Origin of the sequence: Kitasatospora sp. NPDC056273, assembly GCF_042268845.1 — a bacterium.
Classification (GTDB): Bacteria; Actinomycetota; Actinomycetes; order Streptomycetales; family Streptomycetaceae; genus Kitasatospora.
Map to the genome: position 1 here is coordinate 33,569 of NZ_JBHJSJ010000009.1, position 15,602 is coordinate 49,170.

The 15,602-nt window shown below is 75.8% G+C and carries 17 protein-coding genes; 11 read left to right on the forward strand and 6 right to left on the reverse strand.

The genetic code is table 11. The features are described from left to right. Positions 1 to 64: 64 nt before the first annotated feature. From ACFCY1_RS10825 to ACFCY1_RS10870, 10 genes are all read left to right on the forward strand, one after another. A complete protein-coding gene (locus ACFCY1_RS10825; protein WP_049656700.1) occupies positions 65 to 346 on the forward strand; it encodes an acyl carrier protein in 282 nt (93 codons plus the stop codon). Between the two features lie 5 nt (positions 347 to 351). After that, on the forward strand, positions 352 to 1,380 hold the full coding sequence (locus ACFCY1_RS10830) for a hypothetical protein (RefSeq protein WP_049656702.1): 1,029 nt from the start codon (positions 352 to 354) through the stop codon (positions 1,378 to 1,380). Then, on the forward strand, positions 1,373 to 2,311 hold the full coding sequence (gene trpA, locus ACFCY1_RS10835; RefSeq protein WP_375874212.1) for a tryptophan synthase subunit alpha: 939 nt from the start codon (positions 1,373 to 1,375) through the stop codon (positions 2,309 to 2,311). The genes ACFCY1_RS10830 and trpA overlap by 8 nt, the downstream gene beginning before the upstream one ends. Next, positions 2,305 to 2,679, forward strand: coding sequence for an ectoine synthase (locus ACFCY1_RS10840; protein ID WP_049656703.1), 375 nt, complete (start codon positions 2,305 to 2,307; stop codon positions 2,677 to 2,679). The genes trpA and ACFCY1_RS10840 overlap by 7 nt, the downstream gene beginning before the upstream one ends. 168 nt (positions 2,680 to 2,847) lie before the next feature. Beyond that, complete coding sequence (locus tag ACFCY1_RS10845; protein ID WP_049656704.1) at positions 2,848 to 3,993, forward strand: acyl-CoA dehydrogenase family protein; 1,146 nt, start codon at positions 2,848 to 2,850, stop codon at positions 3,991 to 3,993. Then, positions 3,990 to 4,706 carry an N-(5'-phosphoribosyl)anthranilate isomerase gene (locus tag ACFCY1_RS10850; RefSeq protein WP_375874213.1) on the forward strand — a complete coding sequence of 239 codons (717 nt, stop codon included), beginning with the start codon at positions 3,990 to 3,992 and terminating at the stop codon, positions 4,704 to 4,706. Before ACFCY1_RS10845 ends, ACFCY1_RS10850 begins: the two co-directional genes overlap by 4 nt. Continuing rightward, on the forward strand, positions 4,703 to 5,404 hold the full coding sequence (locus ACFCY1_RS10855) for an indole-3-glycerol-phosphate synthase (RefSeq protein WP_375874214.1): 702 nt from the start codon (positions 4,703 to 4,705) through the stop codon (positions 5,402 to 5,404). Before ACFCY1_RS10850 ends, ACFCY1_RS10855 begins: the two co-directional genes overlap by 4 nt. Beyond that, on the forward strand, positions 5,401 to 6,333 hold the full coding sequence (locus tag ACFCY1_RS10860) for an alpha/beta hydrolase (RefSeq protein ID WP_375874215.1): 933 nt from the start codon (positions 5,401 to 5,403) through the stop codon (positions 6,331 to 6,333). The genes ACFCY1_RS10855 and ACFCY1_RS10860 overlap by 4 nt, the downstream gene beginning before the upstream one ends. Before the next feature lie 184 nt (positions 6,334 to 6,517). Beyond that, positions 6,518 to 7,312, forward strand: a complete 795-nt coding sequence (locus tag ACFCY1_RS10865) for an MBL fold metallo-hydrolase (protein WP_375874216.1) — start codon at positions 6,518 to 6,520, stop codon at positions 7,310 to 7,312. A gap of 130 nt (positions 7,313 to 7,442) precedes the next feature. After that, the gene (locus ACFCY1_RS10870) at positions 7,443 to 8,120 is read left to right on the forward strand and encodes an NAD(P)H-binding protein (protein WP_375874217.1); all 678 of its coding nucleotides are present in this window, start codon (positions 7,443 to 7,445) and stop codon (positions 8,118 to 8,120) included. Between the two features lie 157 nt (positions 8,121 to 8,277). Here the strand turns inward: ACFCY1_RS10870 and ACFCY1_RS10875 are convergent, their stop codons facing one another. The 3 genes from ACFCY1_RS10875 to ACFCY1_RS10885 form a co-directional block, all read right to left on the reverse strand. Next, positions 8,278 to 9,507: an MFS transporter gene (locus ACFCY1_RS10875; protein WP_375874218.1), complete on the reverse strand. Its 1,230-nt coding sequence runs from the start codon at positions 9,505 to 9,507 to the stop codon at positions 8,278 to 8,280. A gap of 67 nt (positions 9,508 to 9,574) precedes the next feature. Next, positions 9,575 to 10,534: a LysR family transcriptional regulator gene (locus tag ACFCY1_RS10880; RefSeq protein WP_375874219.1), complete on the reverse strand. Its 960-nt coding sequence runs from the start codon at positions 10,532 to 10,534 to the stop codon at positions 9,575 to 9,577. A 67-nt stretch (positions 10,535 to 10,601) separates the two neighbouring features. Further along, the gene (locus ACFCY1_RS10885; RefSeq protein ID WP_375874220.1) at positions 10,602 to 11,798 is read right to left on the reverse strand and encodes a serine hydrolase domain-containing protein; all 1,197 of its coding nucleotides are present in this window, start codon (positions 11,796 to 11,798) and stop codon (positions 10,602 to 10,604) included. A 242-nt stretch (positions 11,799 to 12,040) separates the two neighbouring features. Between ACFCY1_RS10885 and ACFCY1_RS10890 the strand changes: the two genes are divergently transcribed. Then, positions 12,041 to 12,781, forward strand: coding sequence for a MarR family transcriptional regulator (locus ACFCY1_RS10890; RefSeq protein ID WP_375874221.1), 741 nt, complete (start codon positions 12,041 to 12,043; stop codon positions 12,779 to 12,781). Positions 12,782 to 12,824: 43 nt separating this feature from the next. On the opposite strand, the gene ACFCY1_RS10895 is transcribed toward ACFCY1_RS10890, so the two are convergent. From ACFCY1_RS10895 to ACFCY1_RS10905, 3 genes are all read right to left on the reverse strand, one after another. Then, a complete protein-coding gene (locus ACFCY1_RS10895) occupies positions 12,825 to 13,664 on the reverse strand; it encodes an alpha/beta fold hydrolase (RefSeq protein WP_375874222.1) in 840 nt (279 codons plus the stop codon). A 108-nt stretch (positions 13,665 to 13,772) separates the two neighbouring features. Next, positions 13,773 to 14,729, reverse strand: a complete 957-nt coding sequence (locus ACFCY1_RS10900) for a helix-turn-helix transcriptional regulator (protein ID WP_375874223.1) — start codon at positions 14,727 to 14,729, stop codon at positions 13,773 to 13,775. 120 nt (positions 14,730 to 14,849) lie between these two features. Then, the gene (locus ACFCY1_RS10905) at positions 14,850 to 15,383 is read right to left on the reverse strand and encodes a pyridoxamine 5'-phosphate oxidase family protein (RefSeq protein ID WP_074006278.1); all 534 of its coding nucleotides are present in this window, start codon (positions 15,381 to 15,383) and stop codon (positions 14,850 to 14,852) included. Positions 15,384 to 15,602 lie beyond the last annotated feature (219 nt).

Below are 15,602 nucleotides of genomic sequence, written 5' to 3' on the forward strand. Positions count from 1 at the left end.
CCCCGCACCACCACCCAACCCCATCCAGCGGCCACCAGGCCACCGACGCAAGGGAGTTGCCGACATGAGCAACATCGCCCAGATCAAGCGGTTCCTCATCGACGAGTTCCTGCCCGACATCACCCCCGACCAGCTCGCCGACGACCACGACCTGCTCTCCGACGGCGTCATCGACAGCCTCGGCGTCCTCAAACTCATCGCCTGGGTCGAGGACCACTTCACCCTCCCCGTCGACGACACCGACCTCGACCCCAACAACTTCCGCTCCGTCGCCGCCATCGACGCCTTCATCACCGAACGCCGCACCACCGCCGCCACCGCGGCCGGCGTCACCGTGGGCGGCTGACAGCCATGCACCAGGCCCTCACCGCGCTCCTCGCCGCCCGCCCCGTCGACCTGGCGGCCTGGCGCTCGTGGTGGGACCAGCTCGAACACCGCACCCTGGGCCCGGCCGACAGCGACCGGGCCCAGGCAGCGGCCCTGCTGGCCGCCCTCACCACCCGCCTGCCCGACCCCGACACCCTCACCGCCCTGCACACCTCGCTCACCGAACGCACCCCCGACCCCGGCCCCGCCCACCCCGGCAGCGTCAACATCGTCGGCACCGGCGGCGGACCCGCCACCTTCAACCTCTCCACCGCCGCCGCCCTCACCGCCGCCGCCATCGGCATCCCCGTCGTCAAGACCGGCTCCCGCGCCTACACCAGCGCCGCCGGCTCCGTCGACCTCCTCGAACGCCTCGGCATCACCCTCACCTCCAGCCACACCGCCACCGCCGACCACCTCGCCCGCCACAACATCGCCTTCGCCGGCCCCCACGTCTACCCGCCCGCCCTCACCCGCCTCGCCCGCACCCTCTACCCGCTCACCCTCAAACCCTTCGGCGCGTTCCTCAACACCCTCGGCCCCCTGCTCGCCACCGTCCCCGTCACCGCCCAGCTCACCGGCACCGCCACCCCCACCGCCCTCGCCGCCCTGCGCCCCCTGGCCGCCAACACCACCACCCGCACCGTGTGGCTCGCCCACAACAGCGCCGGCGCCGACGAACTCCTGCCCTTCGCCGACAACACCCTCCACACCCCCGACGGCGACATCCACCTGCCCGCCGGCGCCGTCGCCCCCGCCGAAGGCACCCTCGCCGACCTCGCCCCCCACCCCCACGACCTCACCGGCCACTTCCTACGCGCCCTCGCCGGCCGCGCCGGAACCACCGCCACCCACACCATCGCCCTCAACGCCGCCGCCCTCGCCCTCGCCTCCGGCCGCCACACCCGCTGGCACACCGCCTACACCACCGCCCTGGACGCCCTCGCCGACGGCGCCCCCCACGCCCTGGCCACGCGCCTGGCCACCCGCCCCAGGGAGACCGCCGGTGTCTGAACCCCTCTTCCCCCGCGACGACCTGGGCCTGGCGCTCTTCCTCAACGCCGGCGACCCCGCCGGCCGCCTCACCGACCTCGCGCTCATGCTCGACGACCAGCGCGTCGACGTCCTCGAACTCGCCGTCCCCTTCCCCAATTCACCCACCGACGGCCCCGTCATCCGCCGCTCCGCCACCCGAGCCCTCCAGGCCGGCACCACCCTGGACACCGTCCTCGCCGAACTCGCCGACCTCACCCCCCGCCTGACCCACCTCAAGGTCGCCCTGCTCGCCGACTGGAGCCACAGCCTGCGCCACCGCGACCCCACCGCCACCGCCACCGCCATCCGCGACGCCGGAGCCCGCGCCCTGCTCGTCCACGCCCTGCCCCCGCGCCTGCGCCCCGCCTGGCAGCACGCCCTGCACCACACCGGCCTGCCCCAGGTCACCACCTGCTACCCCGCCTCCACCCCCGAGGTCCTCACCGCCGCCGCCCACGGCGCCACCGACGCCTACGTCTACCTCGTCGCCCACTACGGCCGCTCCGGCACCACCCCCGCACACGGCCACCGCGCCCTCGCCGACACCGTCACCGCGCTGCGCACCGCCGCCCCCGCGACCCCCGTCGCCGTCGGCTTCGGCGTCAAGGCCGCCGCCGACCTGGCCGCCGTCGCCGCCGCCGGAGCCGACGCCGCGATCGTCGGCTCCGCCGCCGTCGCCCGCGTCGAGCACGCGCTGACCGAACGCCTCGACCCCGTGGCGGAGTTGCGCGCCTACCTCACCGACCTCCGCCCCCGCCCCGCCCTCCCGGAGCGGCCCGGCGGACCCCGCACCACCCCACGCACCACCCCCGGCACCACCATCAGCACCACCGGCACCACCCCCGGCACCACCGGCACCCGCACCACCCCCGCCGGCACCACGACCCGAGAGGAACAACCCGCATGCTGATCCGCGACCTGGCCGACGTGAAGACCGTCGAGTGGGGCAACGGCCTGTCCCGCCGCTTCCTGGTGGAGAGCGACGGCCTCGGCTACAGCCTCACCGACACCGTCGTCAACGCCGGCACCAAGTCCCGCCTGGAGTACCGCAACCACCTCGAGGCCTGCTACTGCATCGCCGGCTCCGGCGAGGTCATCGACATGGACGGCACCTCCCACCCCATCACCCCCGGACGCCTCTACGCCCTCGACGAGCACGACGCCCACTACCTCGTCGCCAGCCCCGAGGAGGACCTGCGCCTGGTGTGCGTCTTCTCCCCGGCCCTGCGCGGCGACGAGGTCCACCAGCTCGACGCCCACTCCTCCTCCGCCTACTAGAGGCACCAGAGGCACCCCGCGCCCCCACCGGGGCCCGCCGCCCCCGCACCCCCGGGGGCCCGGGCCCCCGGGACGGGCCCCAGGAACCGACGTGAGCCGGCGCCACCGGGCGCCGGCCTGCCACCCCGCGCCCCGCACCGGCGGCCCGGGAGGAAGGCGGCACATCCCATGATCCGCTGGAACGCCGACCAGACGGCCCTGCGCGAGGGCCTGGCCCGCTTCGGCGACGACCTCAGCGCCGGCCACATCGAAGGCGACGAACAGGCCGCCTTCTCCCACGACAAGTGGCGCATGATCCAGAAGACCGGCATCCTCTCCCTGCCCTTCGAGGAACGCTACGGCGGCCTGGGCCAGTCCCTGCTCACCACCATGTACGTCCTCGAAGGCCTCGGCCACACCTGCCGCGACGGCGGCCTCAACTTCTCCGTCACCACCTCCATGGCCTCCACCGGCGTCCCCCTGCAGGCCTTCGGCTCACCCGCCCTCAAGGACGCCTACCTGCCCCGCATCGCCTCCGGCGAGGCCATCGGCGCCCACGCCATCACCGAGTCCGAGTCCGGCTCCGACGCCATGCAGATGCGCACCCGCGCCGTACGCGACGGCGACCACTTCGTCCTCAACGGCGCCAAGACCTTCGTCTCCAACGGCCCCGTCGCCGACGTCGTCGTCGTCTACGCCCGCACCCACCCCCAGGGCGGCGCCCTCGGCGTCACCGCCTTCCTCGTCGACGCCGACACCCCCGGCCTGACCACCGGAAACCCCATCAAGAAGATGGGCCTGCGCACCTCCCCGCTCTCCGAGCTCTACTTCGACGACGTCCGCGTCCCCGCCGACCGCGTCCTGGGCCGCGTCGGCGGCGGCTTCCTCGTCCTCGACCACGTCATGAAACGCGAGATCCTCTACACCTTCATCGTCAACACCGGCGAGATGCAGCACCGCCTCACCCGCTGCCTGGACTACGCCAAGACCCGCATGTCCTTCGGCAAGCCCATCGGCTCCTACCAGTCGGTCGCCAACAAGATCGTCGACACCAAGATCCGCCTCGAGACCGCCCGCAAGTGGCTGTACGACACCGCCCAGCGCCTGGAGGCCGGCGACAACGTCACCGTCGACATGGCCATCGCCAAACTCCTCACCAGCGAATCCAACCTCGCCACCTCGCTGGCCGCCGTCCAGGTCTTCGGCGGCAACGGCTACATGTCCGAGTACGGACTGGAGAAGGACGTGCGCAACGCGGTCGCCGGCACCATCTACTCCGGCAGCAACGAGATCCAGTACAACCGCATCGCCGCCATGCTCGGACTCGGCAAATGACCGCCCCCGCCCTGCTGGCCCCCCGGCGCGCCGGCCACCTCAAGGTCTGCGGCGCCCGCACCCGCGCCGACCTCACCCTCCTCGCCGACACCGGCCCCACCCTGGTGGGCCTGTGGCACGGCGTACCCGGCGGCCCCGCCGACCTCGAAGCCGACCGCCTCGCCGACCTCGCCGCCACCGCCATCCGCCTGGGCCTGGAACCCGTCCTCGTCACCTTCCTCGACGACGCCCGAAAGATCGCCGCCCTCGCCCGCGCCACCGGCATCCGCTGGATCCAGCTCCACGCCTACCAGAGCCCCGCCCTCGTCGCCGACCTGCGCGAACAGCTCCCGTACGCCGTCCTCGTCAAAGTCCTCCACCTCTCCCGCGGCCGCTGCCTGGAACGCGCCTTCACCGGCGCCTTCGAACGCGCCGGCTGCGACCTGTTCCTCCTGGACACCGTCACCGACGACGGCCGCGTCGGCTCCACCGGCCAGGCCCTGGACCCCGCCCACGTCCACGCCCTGCTGCCCCGCCTCACCATCCCCTTCCTCCTCGCCGGCGGCCTCAACACCACCAACCGCGACACCTACCGCACCGTCACCGACCACCCCCTGTACGCCGGCGCCGACATCGACACCGCCGCCCGCGACCGCACCGGCCGCTTCACCCACGAAGCCGTCACCGCCCTCACCCGCGCCTGGCACCCGCGCCTCCAGGAGACCCCCGCATGAGCCCGAGCTTCATCGACGCCCTGCTGGCCGCCCCCCGCCCCCTGGTCATGGAGGTCAAACTCCGCGACCCCCACGGCGCCGACCTCCTGGGCCCCCGCACCGTCACCGACCTCGTCACCCGCTACGAACAGGCCGGCGCCCCCTGCCTGTCCGTCGTCACCGGCCGCTGGTTCGGCGGCACCCCCCGCCTCCTGCGCGAGGTCACCACCGCCACCCGACTCCCCGTCCTCCAGAAGGACTTCCTCACCCGCCCCGCCCAACTCGAAGCCGCCCGAGCCCTCGGCGCCTCCGCCGTCCTGCTCACCGCCGCCCTGCTGCCCGCCACCTCCCTCACCCGCCTCGTCACCACCGCCCTCGACCTCGGCCTGACCCCCTTCGTCGAGATCACCGAGGAACGCGAACTCGACACCCTGCCCCGCATCGCCGAATGCGTCGTCGCCGTCAACAACAAGGACATCCGCACCCGCGAACGCGACCGCGGCGACCTCGGCCGCAGCCTGCGCCTGCTACCCGCCCTACGCGCCGCCGGCTGCCGCGCCCCCGTCTCCGCCTCCGCCATCACCGACCCCCACGACGCCGCCCGCCTCCTCGACGCCGGCTACGCCGCCCTGCTCATCGGCACCTCCCTGATGCGCACCGGCGACCTCACCGGCTGGCTCGCCGACCTCGACGCCGCCAGAGCGGGGGTCGCCGCGTGAAGAACGACCTGCGCACCCGCTCCCTGGTCCTGGACGCCGCCGGCATCCCCGTCTCCGCCCTGGTCGCCGAACCCGAACACCACGCCCCCAAGGCCGTCGTCCTCGCCATCCACGGCCGCGGCATGCGCGCCGCCTACTTCGCCGGCCCCGCCCACCCCGACACCAGCCTGCTCACCCTCGCCGCCGACCTCGGCTACACCGTCCTCGCCGTCGACCGCCCCGGCCACGGCGCCTCCGCCCACCGCCTGCCGCACGGCCAGCTCATCGCCGACCAGGCCGCCACCCTCCACGCCGCCCTCACCGACTACGCCCGCGCCCACCCCACCGGCGCCGGCGTCCAACTCCTCGCCCACTCCTTCGGCGGCAAAATAGCCCTCCAACTCGCCGCCCACTGGCCCGACGACCCCCGCCTGCCCCTGCTCGGCTGCGACATCTCCGGCCTCGCCCAGCACTACGCCCCCGGCGCCTGGGACCGCCCCGACGACCTCGCCGGCGGCGGCCGCCTCAACTGGGGCCCCCTCCACCTCTACCCGCCCGGCACCTTCCACGCCGCCCGCACCCTGCTCACCCCCGTCCCCGCCCTCGAATCCCGCGAACTGGCCACCTGGCCCGCCCGCTACAACGCCCTCGCCGCCCGCGTACGCGTCCCCGTACGCCTCACCCTCGCCGACCACGAGCACTGGTGGCGCCTGGACCCGGCCCACCGCGCCGCCCTGACCGCCGCCTTCCCCGACGGCCTCGCCCACCTGGCCACCGCCCGCCGCGCCGGCCACAACCTCTCCCTGGGCCACGCCGCCCGCCCCTACCACCTGCGGGCCCTCGCCTTCACCGACGACTGCCTCACCCGCCCCGCCCCCGCCCCCGGCGCGGCCGCACCCGCCGCCGCCCCGGCCGACGCGGCTCCGGGGCCCCTCCTCGCGGCCGTCTGACGGCCCCACAGACCATCTGGCGCGGGTGGAAGGGCCCCGCCGCCCCCTCGGGCAAGGGGCGGCGGGGCCCGGCCCCCCACCGGCGGGAATCCCCGCCCGCCCGGCACGGTTGCCACCGATGGCCCACGAACGGACCCCCGTTCCCCACGGGCCCCACGACGCACCGTCACGAGAGGGGCAGCACATGAGGATCGGCGACATCGAGGTCCTGGCGGTCATGGACGGAGAAGGCACCGAGACCGCCGCCGAGATCCTCACCCGCCCCGGCACCGACGACCCCTGGGCCTGCCACGCCCACCACCTCGACCCGCACGGCACCCTCCACCTGCCCCTCGGCGGCTTCCTGGTCCGCAGCGGCGCACGCACCGTCCTCGTCGACGCCGGCGTCGGCCCCCACGACCACGGCCGCTACCACGGCGGCGCCCTGCTCGACTCCCTCGCCGCCCACGGTGTCACCCCCGCCGACGTCACCGACGTGCTCTTCACCCACCTGCACTTCGACCACGTCGGCTGGGCCGCCGTCGACGGCCGCCCCGTCTTCCCGAACGCCGTCTACCGCGCCCACCGCGCCGACTGGCAGCACTTCGTCACCGGCCCCGCCGCCACCCCCGAAGCCGTCGCCAAACTCACCCCCGTCGAAGACCGACTCGAGCTCTTCGACACCGACTTCACCATCGCCCCCGGCATCGACGCCCTCCACCTGCCCGGCCACACCCCCGGCACCACCGCCTACGTCCTGTCCTCCGGGGCACGCCGCGCCCTGCTGCTCGGCGACATCGCCCACTCCGTCGTCCAGTTCGGCGAACGCGACTGGCAGGTGATCTGGGACCTCGACCCCGCCGCCGCCTCCGCCGTCCGCAACCGCATCGCCGACGAAGCCGCCGACACCGACGACCTCCTCGTCGCCGCCCACTTCCCCGGCATGCGCTTCGGCCGCATCCTCACCGCCGACGGCCACCGCCGCTTCGTCGCCGTCTGACACACCACCCGCCCCGCCCGCCGCCGTTGCGCTCCGCCCGCCCCGCGCGCCGCCGCCACGCCTCGCCCGCCCCGCCCCGAGACGCGCGCCGGTCGCGGTCGGGCGGGCACCGGCCCCGTAAGGTACCGGCATGTCGGTTGTGATCGCGGGCGGCCACGGCAGGGTCGCACTCCTGACGACCCGTCTCCTCACCACCCGGGGCCTACCGGTCACCGGGATCATCCGGCGCCCGGAACAAGCCGCCACCGTACGCGCCGCCGGCGCCCAACCCGCCGTCACCGACCTGGCCCACACCACCCCCCACCACCTCGCACACCTGCTCACCGGCGCCCAGGCGGTGCTCTTCGCCGCCGGCGCCGGCCGCGGCAACGCCCCCGGACAGGCCGACCCCGTCGACCACGACGCCGCCCTCACCCTCGCCGACGCCACCCAACTCGCCGGAGTCCGACGCTTCGTCATGCTCTCCACCATGGGCGCCGACCCCGCCATCCACTACCCGCCCGACCCCCTCGTCGAGACCTTCCTCCAGGCCAAGGGCAGAGCCGACCAGGACCTGCTCTCCCGCCCCGCCCTCGACTGCACCGTGCTGCGCCCCGCCTGGTTCCGCGACGGGCCCGGCACCGGCCTGGTCCACCTCGCCGAACACACCGGCCCCGGCGAGATCGACCGGGCCGACGTCGCGGCCGTCCTCGCGGACCTGCTCACCACACCCGCCACGGCCCCGCGCGTCCTGGAACTCGTCTCCGGCACCGTCCCCGTCCACGAGGCCGTCGCACGCACCGCCCTGCGCCTCGTCGCCGACCACTGAACCCCCCCCCGACCACTGAGCCACCCGGCCGCCGAGCCCGCCGGCCCGCGATCGACGGCGCCGGTGTCGGGCACGCGCGGCGGCGTGACGCGACCGCTCGGGCCCACCGGTCGCATCACACCCCGCAGACGGGCCGGTCCGCCCGCCGGCCCGGGCGCTACCCGCGCCGGTCGCTGCGCTGCGCCGCCCAGGCCAGCGCCAGCCCCACCGCGCCGAGTGCGGCGGCGATCCCCAGCGGTGCGGTGTACCCGGCCCCGGCGGACAGGGCCGCGCCCGCCAGCAGGGGGCCGCCCGCGTTGCCGATGTTGAAGGCGGAGATGTTCGCGGCCGAGGCGAGGTTGTCCGCGCCGCTCGCCCGCGCCAGCACCCGGGCCTGCAACGGCGGGATGACCGCCCCGCCGGCCAGGCCGAACAGCAGGAAGGCGGCGGCCACGGCGGCCCGGCTGTGCACGGCGGCGAGCAGCAGCAGCGGAACGGCCGTCACCCCGGCCAGCGCCGCGTACAGCGCGGCCGCCGGCGCCCGGTCGGCCAGCCGGCCCGCCAGCGGGGTGCCGACCACCATGCCCACGCCGACCAGCATCAGCACCACCGGCACCGCGCCGGACCCGAAGCCCGTGACCTCGGTCAGCAGCGGCGAGACGTAGGTGAGGACGGTCAGGAAGGGCGCCCAGCCGAAGGCCGTCGCGGCCAGGGCGAGCCACACCCCCGCACGCCGGAACACCCGCAGCTCGGCCCGCAGTCCGGCCCGCGGGGCCGCCGGCCCGCGCGGCAGCAGGACGGCCAGCGCGACCAGCAGCACCACGCCCAGCGCGGTCACCGCCCAGAACGTGGCCCGCCAGCCCAGCGCCTGCCCGAGCGCGGTACCGCCGGGCACCCCGAGCACGTTGGCGAGGCCGAGCCCCGTGAACACGGCGGCGATCGCGCCGGCCCTGCGCCGCGCGGGCACCAGCGAGGTCGCCACCGCGGAGGCGATCCCCACGTACGCCCCGCCGGCCAGCGCGGACAGCACCCGCCCCGCCAGCAGCGCGCCGAAGCCCGGCGCGAGCGCGGTGACCAGGCCGGCCGCGATGAACAGGCCGACCAGGTACAGCAGCATCCGCCGGCGGGCGACACGGACCCCGAGCGCGGTCAGCAGGGGAGCCCCCACGACCATGCCCACCGCGTACCCGGACACCAGCACCCCCGCCGTCGGCAGGGACACCCCCGTGTCCTCGGCGATCCGCGGCAGCAGCCCGGCGACCACCACCTCGGCGGAGCCCACCGCGAACGCGCCGAGGGCGAGCGCGAACAGGGCGGCCCCGGCCGGAAGTTCAGGCGCACGGGCGTTGGTGGGGGAGGGGGCGGACGCGAGGCAGGGGGCGCGGCGCGCCGAGAGATCGCTGGTCATGGCACCAGCCTGGCCGCCGCCGACCCGCTGATCAGCCCCCGAACGCGCAACGACCGGTAAGCCAGGCTTACCGGTCCCGGCCCGCCGCCCCCACCGCCCCCACCGCCGCCGTCGGGGGCTCCGCCCACTCCCGGGTCCACCCCCGGGCCCGCTCCACCGCGACCGCCGCGAACGCCCGCACCCGCGCACTGTCCCCGCCCGCCCGCCACACCAGCCCGTACTCGAGCGGCTCGGCGTCCACGAACGGCACGAACACCACCCCCGGCGGCGCCGAGTGCACCGCCACGTCCGCCCCCACCGGCGAGATGCCCTGCCCCGCCCCGACCATCGCCAGGGTCTCCGCCAGCGTCGCCGCCGACCGCCCGCGCTCCACCACCCGCCCCCCGGGCGTCACGGACGGCGCCAACCACTCCTGCCAGTACCCGGGGACGTGCCCCGTACAGGCGAACACCCGGTCCCGCGCCAGGTCCTCCACCCCGACCGACTCCCGCCTGGCCAGCACGTGGTTGGCCGGCACCGCCAGCATCCGCGGCACCCGCAGCACCACCGGGCCCCGCACGAGGTCCTCCTCCTCCACCGGGAACTGGGTGACCAGCACCTGCGCCCCGCCGCCGCGCAGCGGCTCGAACATGGACGCCACCTGCGTCTCGTGGATGCGCACGTCGATGCCCGGGTGCCGGCGGGCGAAGGCGCCGATCACCTCCATCACGAACTCCCCGGCCGCCCCGCCGAGGTAGCCGACCGTGAGCACCCCCTCGACGCCCCGGGCCGCGGCCCGCGCCCGCTCCAGCCCGTCCCCGATGCGCCGGTACGCCGGCCCGACGTCCTCCAGCAGCCGCCGCCCCAGCTCCGTCAGCCGCACCCGCCGACTGGTCCGCTCGAACAGCGGCGCGCCCACCCGGCGCTCCAGCCGCTGGATCGTCTGGCTCACCCGCGCCCTGGAGACCCCCAGCCGCTCGGCCGTCCGCCCGAAGTGCAACTCCTCGGCCAGGACCACGAAACCCTCGATCTCCAGTCGCTCCCACACCCGCCCGATGCTACGCCCGGCCCCCGGCCGTCCCCCTGGGCCGTACCGGCCGGGGGCCCGGTGCGGGTCAGGGCCGGGGGCAGAACTCGGCCTCCAGCTCGGAGGTGAACACCGCGATCGGCCAACTGCCGTTGGTCCAGTCGCCGTTGATGTTGGTGGTGAGCAGGTGGCCGCCGTCGCGGGTGCCGAAGGTGTAGGTCCAGGAGCCGTTGATGGCGCCGCCCATGCCCCAGAGGGTCGGTCCGCAGGCCAGGGTGACGGAGCCGACGCCGAGGCCGTACGCGGCGTTCGGGATCCACGCGCCGGGCGGTGTGGGGACCGTCGTGAACAACTCCCGCTGCTGGGCGGGCGGCAGCAGCCGTCCGCCCAGCAGGGCGGCGAAGAAGGTGTCGAGGTCGCGGGCGGTGGAGACCATGTCGCCGGCGGCGTAGCCCCAGGAGGGGCTGAGCTCGGTCACGTCGTGGACGGGGGCGGTGGGGGAGGGGTCGCCCAGGCGGGAGTAGGCGCGTGCGTGCGGGCCGCGCAGGGCGGTGTCGTCGGGGTCGGGGGTGTAGGTGCCGCTCAGGCCGAGCGGGGTGATGACGCGCTGGTCGACCTGTTCGGCCAGGCTGGTCCCGGTGGCCCGTTCGACGATCAGCCCGGCGAGGACGTAGCCGGTGTCGGAGTACGTCCAGCCGGCGCCGGGGGCGAAGTCCGGGCGGTTGGCGGTGCCGGTGCGGACGAGCTGTTCGGGCGTGTAGGTGTCGAAGCGGTGGAGCAGGAAGCCGGTGCCCTCGTTCTCGGTGCGGACCTTCGCGTCCATCGCGTAGTTGTAGACCCCGCTCGTCATGCCGAGCAGCTGCCGGACGGTGATCCGGTCCGGCTCGTAGCCGGGCCCGTCGACGAGGCCGGGCAGCCACCGTTCCACGCTGTCGTCCAGGTCCAGCCGGCCCTCGGCGGCGAGTTGGAGGACGACGGTGGCGACGAAGGTCTTGGTGGTGCTGCCGATGCGGAACCGCTCCTGGGCGTGGCGGGGGCGCCCGGTGGCCAGGTCGGCGACGCCCGCGGTGCCGAACCAGGCGCGGTGCCCGTCGCGGACCTCGGCGACGATGCCGGGCACGCCGCCCTCGGTCACGGCGCGCTCCAGGACCCGCTGGACGCCGGGGTGTCCGTTCCGGGCGTCCGGGGTCGCGGGCGCCGGTGCGGCGGTGGCGGTGCCGCCCGCGATCAGGGCGGCGGTCAGGGCGGTGGCGGTCAGCGCGGTGGCGCGCCTGGTGATTCCCATGCTGGTGTTCCCCCTCGGCGTGGTGTTCGTGGCCTGGGAAGAAACTAGGAGCCGCTTCACGGTCGGGTCAACGTCAACTCCATTGCCGTGCACGGTCTGTGCAGGTGGGAGCGGGGACATCCTTGCAATGGTCGTGCCGACGAATGCAACAGCTGCCCGCGTTCCATTGCAACAGTCGCCGGGGGCGGCCGATACTGGGCCGACCGAGTCCGACGAGTCCGAGCGAGGAGGGGCGGGGACGGATGCCCGGAGCCAGGCTGACCCAGCAGGAGCGCCACCGGATCGCCACCGGGCTGGCCGAGGGGTGGGGGTACGGCGAGATCGCCCGGCAGCTCGGGCGGCCGACGTCGACCGTCACCCGGGAGATCGCCCGCAACGGCGGTCCGTCCGGCTACCGCGCCGACCGGGCGCAGCGGGCCACCGTCCAGCGCTCCCGGCGCGGGCGGGCGGCGGCCGGCCGGGAGGCGGTGCCGGAGCCGGCGGTGCCCGGGCGCGACACGGAGGAGGTCCGCCAGTTCGGTGACCGGCTGGCCGAGTTCCTGGCGCTCGGCGGCATGCCCCGGATGACGGCGCGGGTGCTGGTCTGCCTCCAGCTCACCGAGGACGGCGCCCTGACGGCGGGTGAGCTGGTGCGGCGCCTGCGGGTCAGCCCGGCGTCCGTCTCGAAGGCGGTCGGCTACCTGGAGGTCCAGGCCCTGGTCCGCCGGGAGCGCGACGGGCGCAACCGCCGCGAGCGGTACGTCATCGACGACGACGTCTGGCACCGCGCGCTGCTGGCCAGTGCCGAGCGCAACGCGGTGCTCGCCGGGATCACCCGCCACGGCGCCGAACTGCTCGGCCCGGCCACCGCGGCCGGGGCCCGGATGGACGGCGCGGCCACGCTGCTGGACCGGATCGGCCAGGACATCGTCCGCGGCATCCGGCAGTGGCACGAGGAGAGCCGACGCGGCCGGGAGGACGCGGGCGCGGCCTCCCCGGGGTGAGCGGCCTCCCGGCCCCGGCCGGGGAGCGGCCGGGTGGTGCGGGTCATCCGGCCGCGGTCGCGGGGCCCGTCGGGTGGGCGTGGTCGAGGAAGGCGCGGACCTGGTGGGCGAAGGCGTCGGGGGCGTCCGCGTAGAGCCAGTGCCCGCTGTGCGGGATCTCCGCCAGGCGGGTGTTCGGGCGTTCGCGGGCCATCCGGCGTGCGGTGGCGGGGGTGAGGAGGAAGCTGTCGGCGGCCCGTAGGAGCAGGGCGGGCTGGGCGGAGGCGTTCCAGACGGCCGTGAAGTCGCCGGTGAGGGCGGCCTGGGAGGCCGTCATGTCGGCGGTGTCGAAGAGGAAGCCCCAGCCGTCGGGGAACTCGGCGGCGCTGTCCATGAAGTAGCCGGCCGGGACGCCGCGTTCCGCCAGCGCCCGGGCCAGGGCGCGGCGGGTCGGGGCCCGGCGGGGCCAGCCGGACACGTCCAGGACGGGGCTGGTCTCGGGCTCCCGGTTGAGCGTCGTCATGTCGGCGACCACGAGCGCCGCCACGAGGTCGGGGCGCCGGCGGGCGAGGTGGAAGGCGACCGCGCCGCCCATCGAGTGCCCCAGCACGGCGGCCGGTGCCGGGCCGAGCGCCTCCAGGAACGCCGCCGCGTCGGCCGCGTAGGCGTCCGGGGTGAACTCGCCCCCGTTGTCGGACAGTCCGTGCCCGCGCTGGTCGAGGGCGAGGACCCGGTAGCGGCCGGCGAGCGCGGCGGCCAGCGGCGCGAAGATCCGGCCCCGCCCGAAGTGCCCGTGCAGGGCGAGCACGGCCGGCCCGGGGCCGCCGAAGTCCAGGTAGGCGAACCGGCGTCCGCCGAGCCGGACGAACGACTCGGCGGGCCGGTCCGCGGGTCCGTCCGTCATCCCGTACGCGCCCTCTCGCGAAGTGCCGTGTGCGGCAGGGGGAAACCTATCCCGGGCGGCGCGGACGGCGGCGGGCCCGCTCCGGGGGCCGGTCGGGGGGCGGGGCGGTCAGGTGTAGAGGGCGGCGGCGCGGCGGGTCGCCTCGGCCAGGCGGGAGCGCAGTTCGGGCGGGTGGAGGACCTCGGCCTCCGGGCCCAGGCGCAGCAGTTCGAGGTAGCCGATGTCCCAGCTCTCGACCGGCAGGGTCGCGGTGACCCAGCCGTCGGCGTCCGCCGGGCCCGCGGTGGCCAGCGCGTCGGCGGCGGCGGTCGGCTCCAGCAGGGCGGCGAGGTTCTCGACGGCGAACGGGCTCAGCCGCACCACCGCCCGCTCGCGCAGCATGGCGCGGGTGAACTCCCGGGCCGCCGCGGCCCAGTAGGCGGCGAGGTCGAACTCCGGGTCGCGCTCGAACCGTTCGTCGCCGGCCTCGGCGCTCTCGAAGCGGTCGACGCGGTACGAGCCGACCCGGCCGGAGGGGCCGCGCGCCGCGAGGTACCACTGCCCGGCCTTCAGGACCAGGCCGTACGGCTCCAGCCGCCGCTCCCGGGTGCCGGAGCGCGCCGCGTAGCGGGCGTGCAGGACGCGGTCCTCCCACACGGCGCGCGACACCTCGGCGAGCAGCGCGGGGGTCGGGGCGTCGCGGAACCAGGCCGGCGCGTCGAGGTGGAAGCGCCGGGCGGCGGCCGCGGGGGCGTCGCCCAGGGCGGCGGCGACCTTCAGCCGGGCGGCGAGGGCCTGCCCCGCCAGGCCCATGTCACGCAGCGGGCCCGGCAGCCCGGCCAGGTGCAGGACCTCGGCCTCGGCGCGTTCGAGGCCGGTGAGGCGGGTGCGGTAGCCGTCGACGAGCCGGTAGCCGCCGCCGCGGCCGCGCTCCGCGTACACCGGCACCCCGGCCTCCACCAGCGCGGCGACGTCGCGCTGCACGGTGCGCTCGGAGACCTCCAGCTCGGCCGAGAGCTCCGTGGCGGTCATCGTCCGCCGGCTCTGCAGGAGCAGCAGCAGTGCGATGGCCCGGCTCGCCCGCACGTCGCCCCTTCCGTCGCCTGCCTGGTGTTGCCTGGTGTTGCCTGGTGGGCCCGCCCGTGTGTGCCGGCTGCGCGGTGCGGTGGCCCGGCTCCATTGTCGCCGGGCCCGGTGCGGGCGGGGTCAGGCCTCGTCGGCCGCCGCGTCGAGCTTGGCGGGGTCGGGGGCGAACGCGGTCATCCACTGCGGGTGCAGCCGGTAGTAGACGACGTCGTTGTCCCAGTCGAAGGCGTCGGGGCCGTAGAAGTCCCGGAAGTAGGCGAGCAGTTCCGGCCAGTCGGCGGCCGGCTCGCCGCCGTGCGGGTTGAGGACCTCCGCGGTGCCGTGGGTGAACACGCCCAGGTCCTCCCCGCGCAGATGCGCGGCGCTGACGGCGGGCCGGGCGGCGAGGTGCCGGGCCTTGGCGGCGCCGCGCGCGGTGCCGAAGTGCCACATGCCGTGCAGGAAGTGCCCGTCCACGCCGCTGATCCGCGGCTCGCCCTTCGCCGTCACCGTGGACAGCGCGAGCGTGCACATGCCGGTGAGCACACCGGTGAGCTGGTCGGCGGTGAGCGAGCGCTCGCTGTTGATGATCGACCGCAGGTGCGCGGTGGAGCGGGCGAGCGAGGCGTCGAGGAGGGCCTGGAGCCGGTGGAGCTCGTCGGGTGTTTCGCGCATGGGGGGTCCTTGTCTGTCCGTCGTCCCGGCCCGTGCCACCACGACACCGACCGGCGCCCCCTACTGTCCCCGCGAAACCCGACACCTTCTGTCGTGATTTCCCGCGGTGTCCTGCGGTTTCCGCGCGCCCGGCCGCTGGTGGGGGAGTGGGGGGGGGGGGGGGGGGGCGTAACCACACCCCCGCCCCGCCCCGGGGGGGGCGGCGCCCCCCCCCCCGGC

Excerpts from the sequence above, each read along its gene's own strand:
- ACFCY1_RS10825 (WP_049656700.1), top strand. The coding sequence starts at position 65 with ATGAGCAACATCGCCCAGATCAAGCGGTTCCTCATCGACGAGTTCCTG.
- ACFCY1_RS10830 (WP_049656702.1), top strand. The coding sequence starts at position 352 with ATGCACCAGGCCCTCACCGCGCTCCTCGCCGCCCGCCCCGTCGACCTG.
- ACFCY1_RS10840 (WP_049656703.1), top strand. The coding sequence starts at position 2,305 with ATGCTGATCCGCGACCTGGCCGACGTGAAGACCGTCGAGTGGGGCAAC.
- ACFCY1_RS10845 (WP_049656704.1), top strand. The coding sequence starts at position 2,848 with ATGATCCGCTGGAACGCCGACCAGACGGCCCTGCGCGAGGGCCTGGCC.
- ACFCY1_RS10850 (WP_375874213.1), top strand. The coding sequence starts at position 3,990 with ATGACCGCCCCCGCCCTGCTGGCCCCCCGGCGCGCCGGCCACCTCAAG.
- ACFCY1_RS10855 (WP_375874214.1), top strand. The coding sequence starts at position 4,703 with ATGAGCCCGAGCTTCATCGACGCCCTGCTGGCCGCCCCCCGCCCCCTG.
- ACFCY1_RS10865 (WP_375874216.1), top strand. The coding sequence starts at position 6,518 with ATGAGGATCGGCGACATCGAGGTCCTGGCGGTCATGGACGGAGAAGGC.
- ACFCY1_RS10870 (WP_375874217.1), top strand. The coding sequence starts at position 7,443 with ATGTCGGTTGTGATCGCGGGCGGCCACGGCAGGGTCGCACTCCTGACG.
- ACFCY1_RS10875 (WP_375874218.1), bottom strand. The coding sequence starts at position 9,507 with ATGACCAGCGATCTCTCGGCGCGCCGCGCCCCCTGCCTCGCGTCCGCC.
- ACFCY1_RS10885 (WP_375874220.1), bottom strand. The coding sequence starts at position 11,798 with ATGGGAATCACCAGGCGCGCCACCGCGCTGACCGCCACCGCCCTGACC.
- ACFCY1_RS10890 (WP_375874221.1), top strand. The coding sequence starts at position 12,041 with ATGCCCGGAGCCAGGCTGACCCAGCAGGAGCGCCACCGGATCGCCACC.
- ACFCY1_RS10895 (WP_375874222.1), bottom strand. The coding sequence starts at position 13,664 with ATGACGGACGGACCCGCGGACCGGCCCGCCGAGTCGTTCGTCCGGCTC.
- ACFCY1_RS10905 (WP_074006278.1), bottom strand. The coding sequence starts at position 15,383 with ATGCGCGAAACACCCGACGAGCTCCACCGGCTCCAGGCCCTCCTCGAC.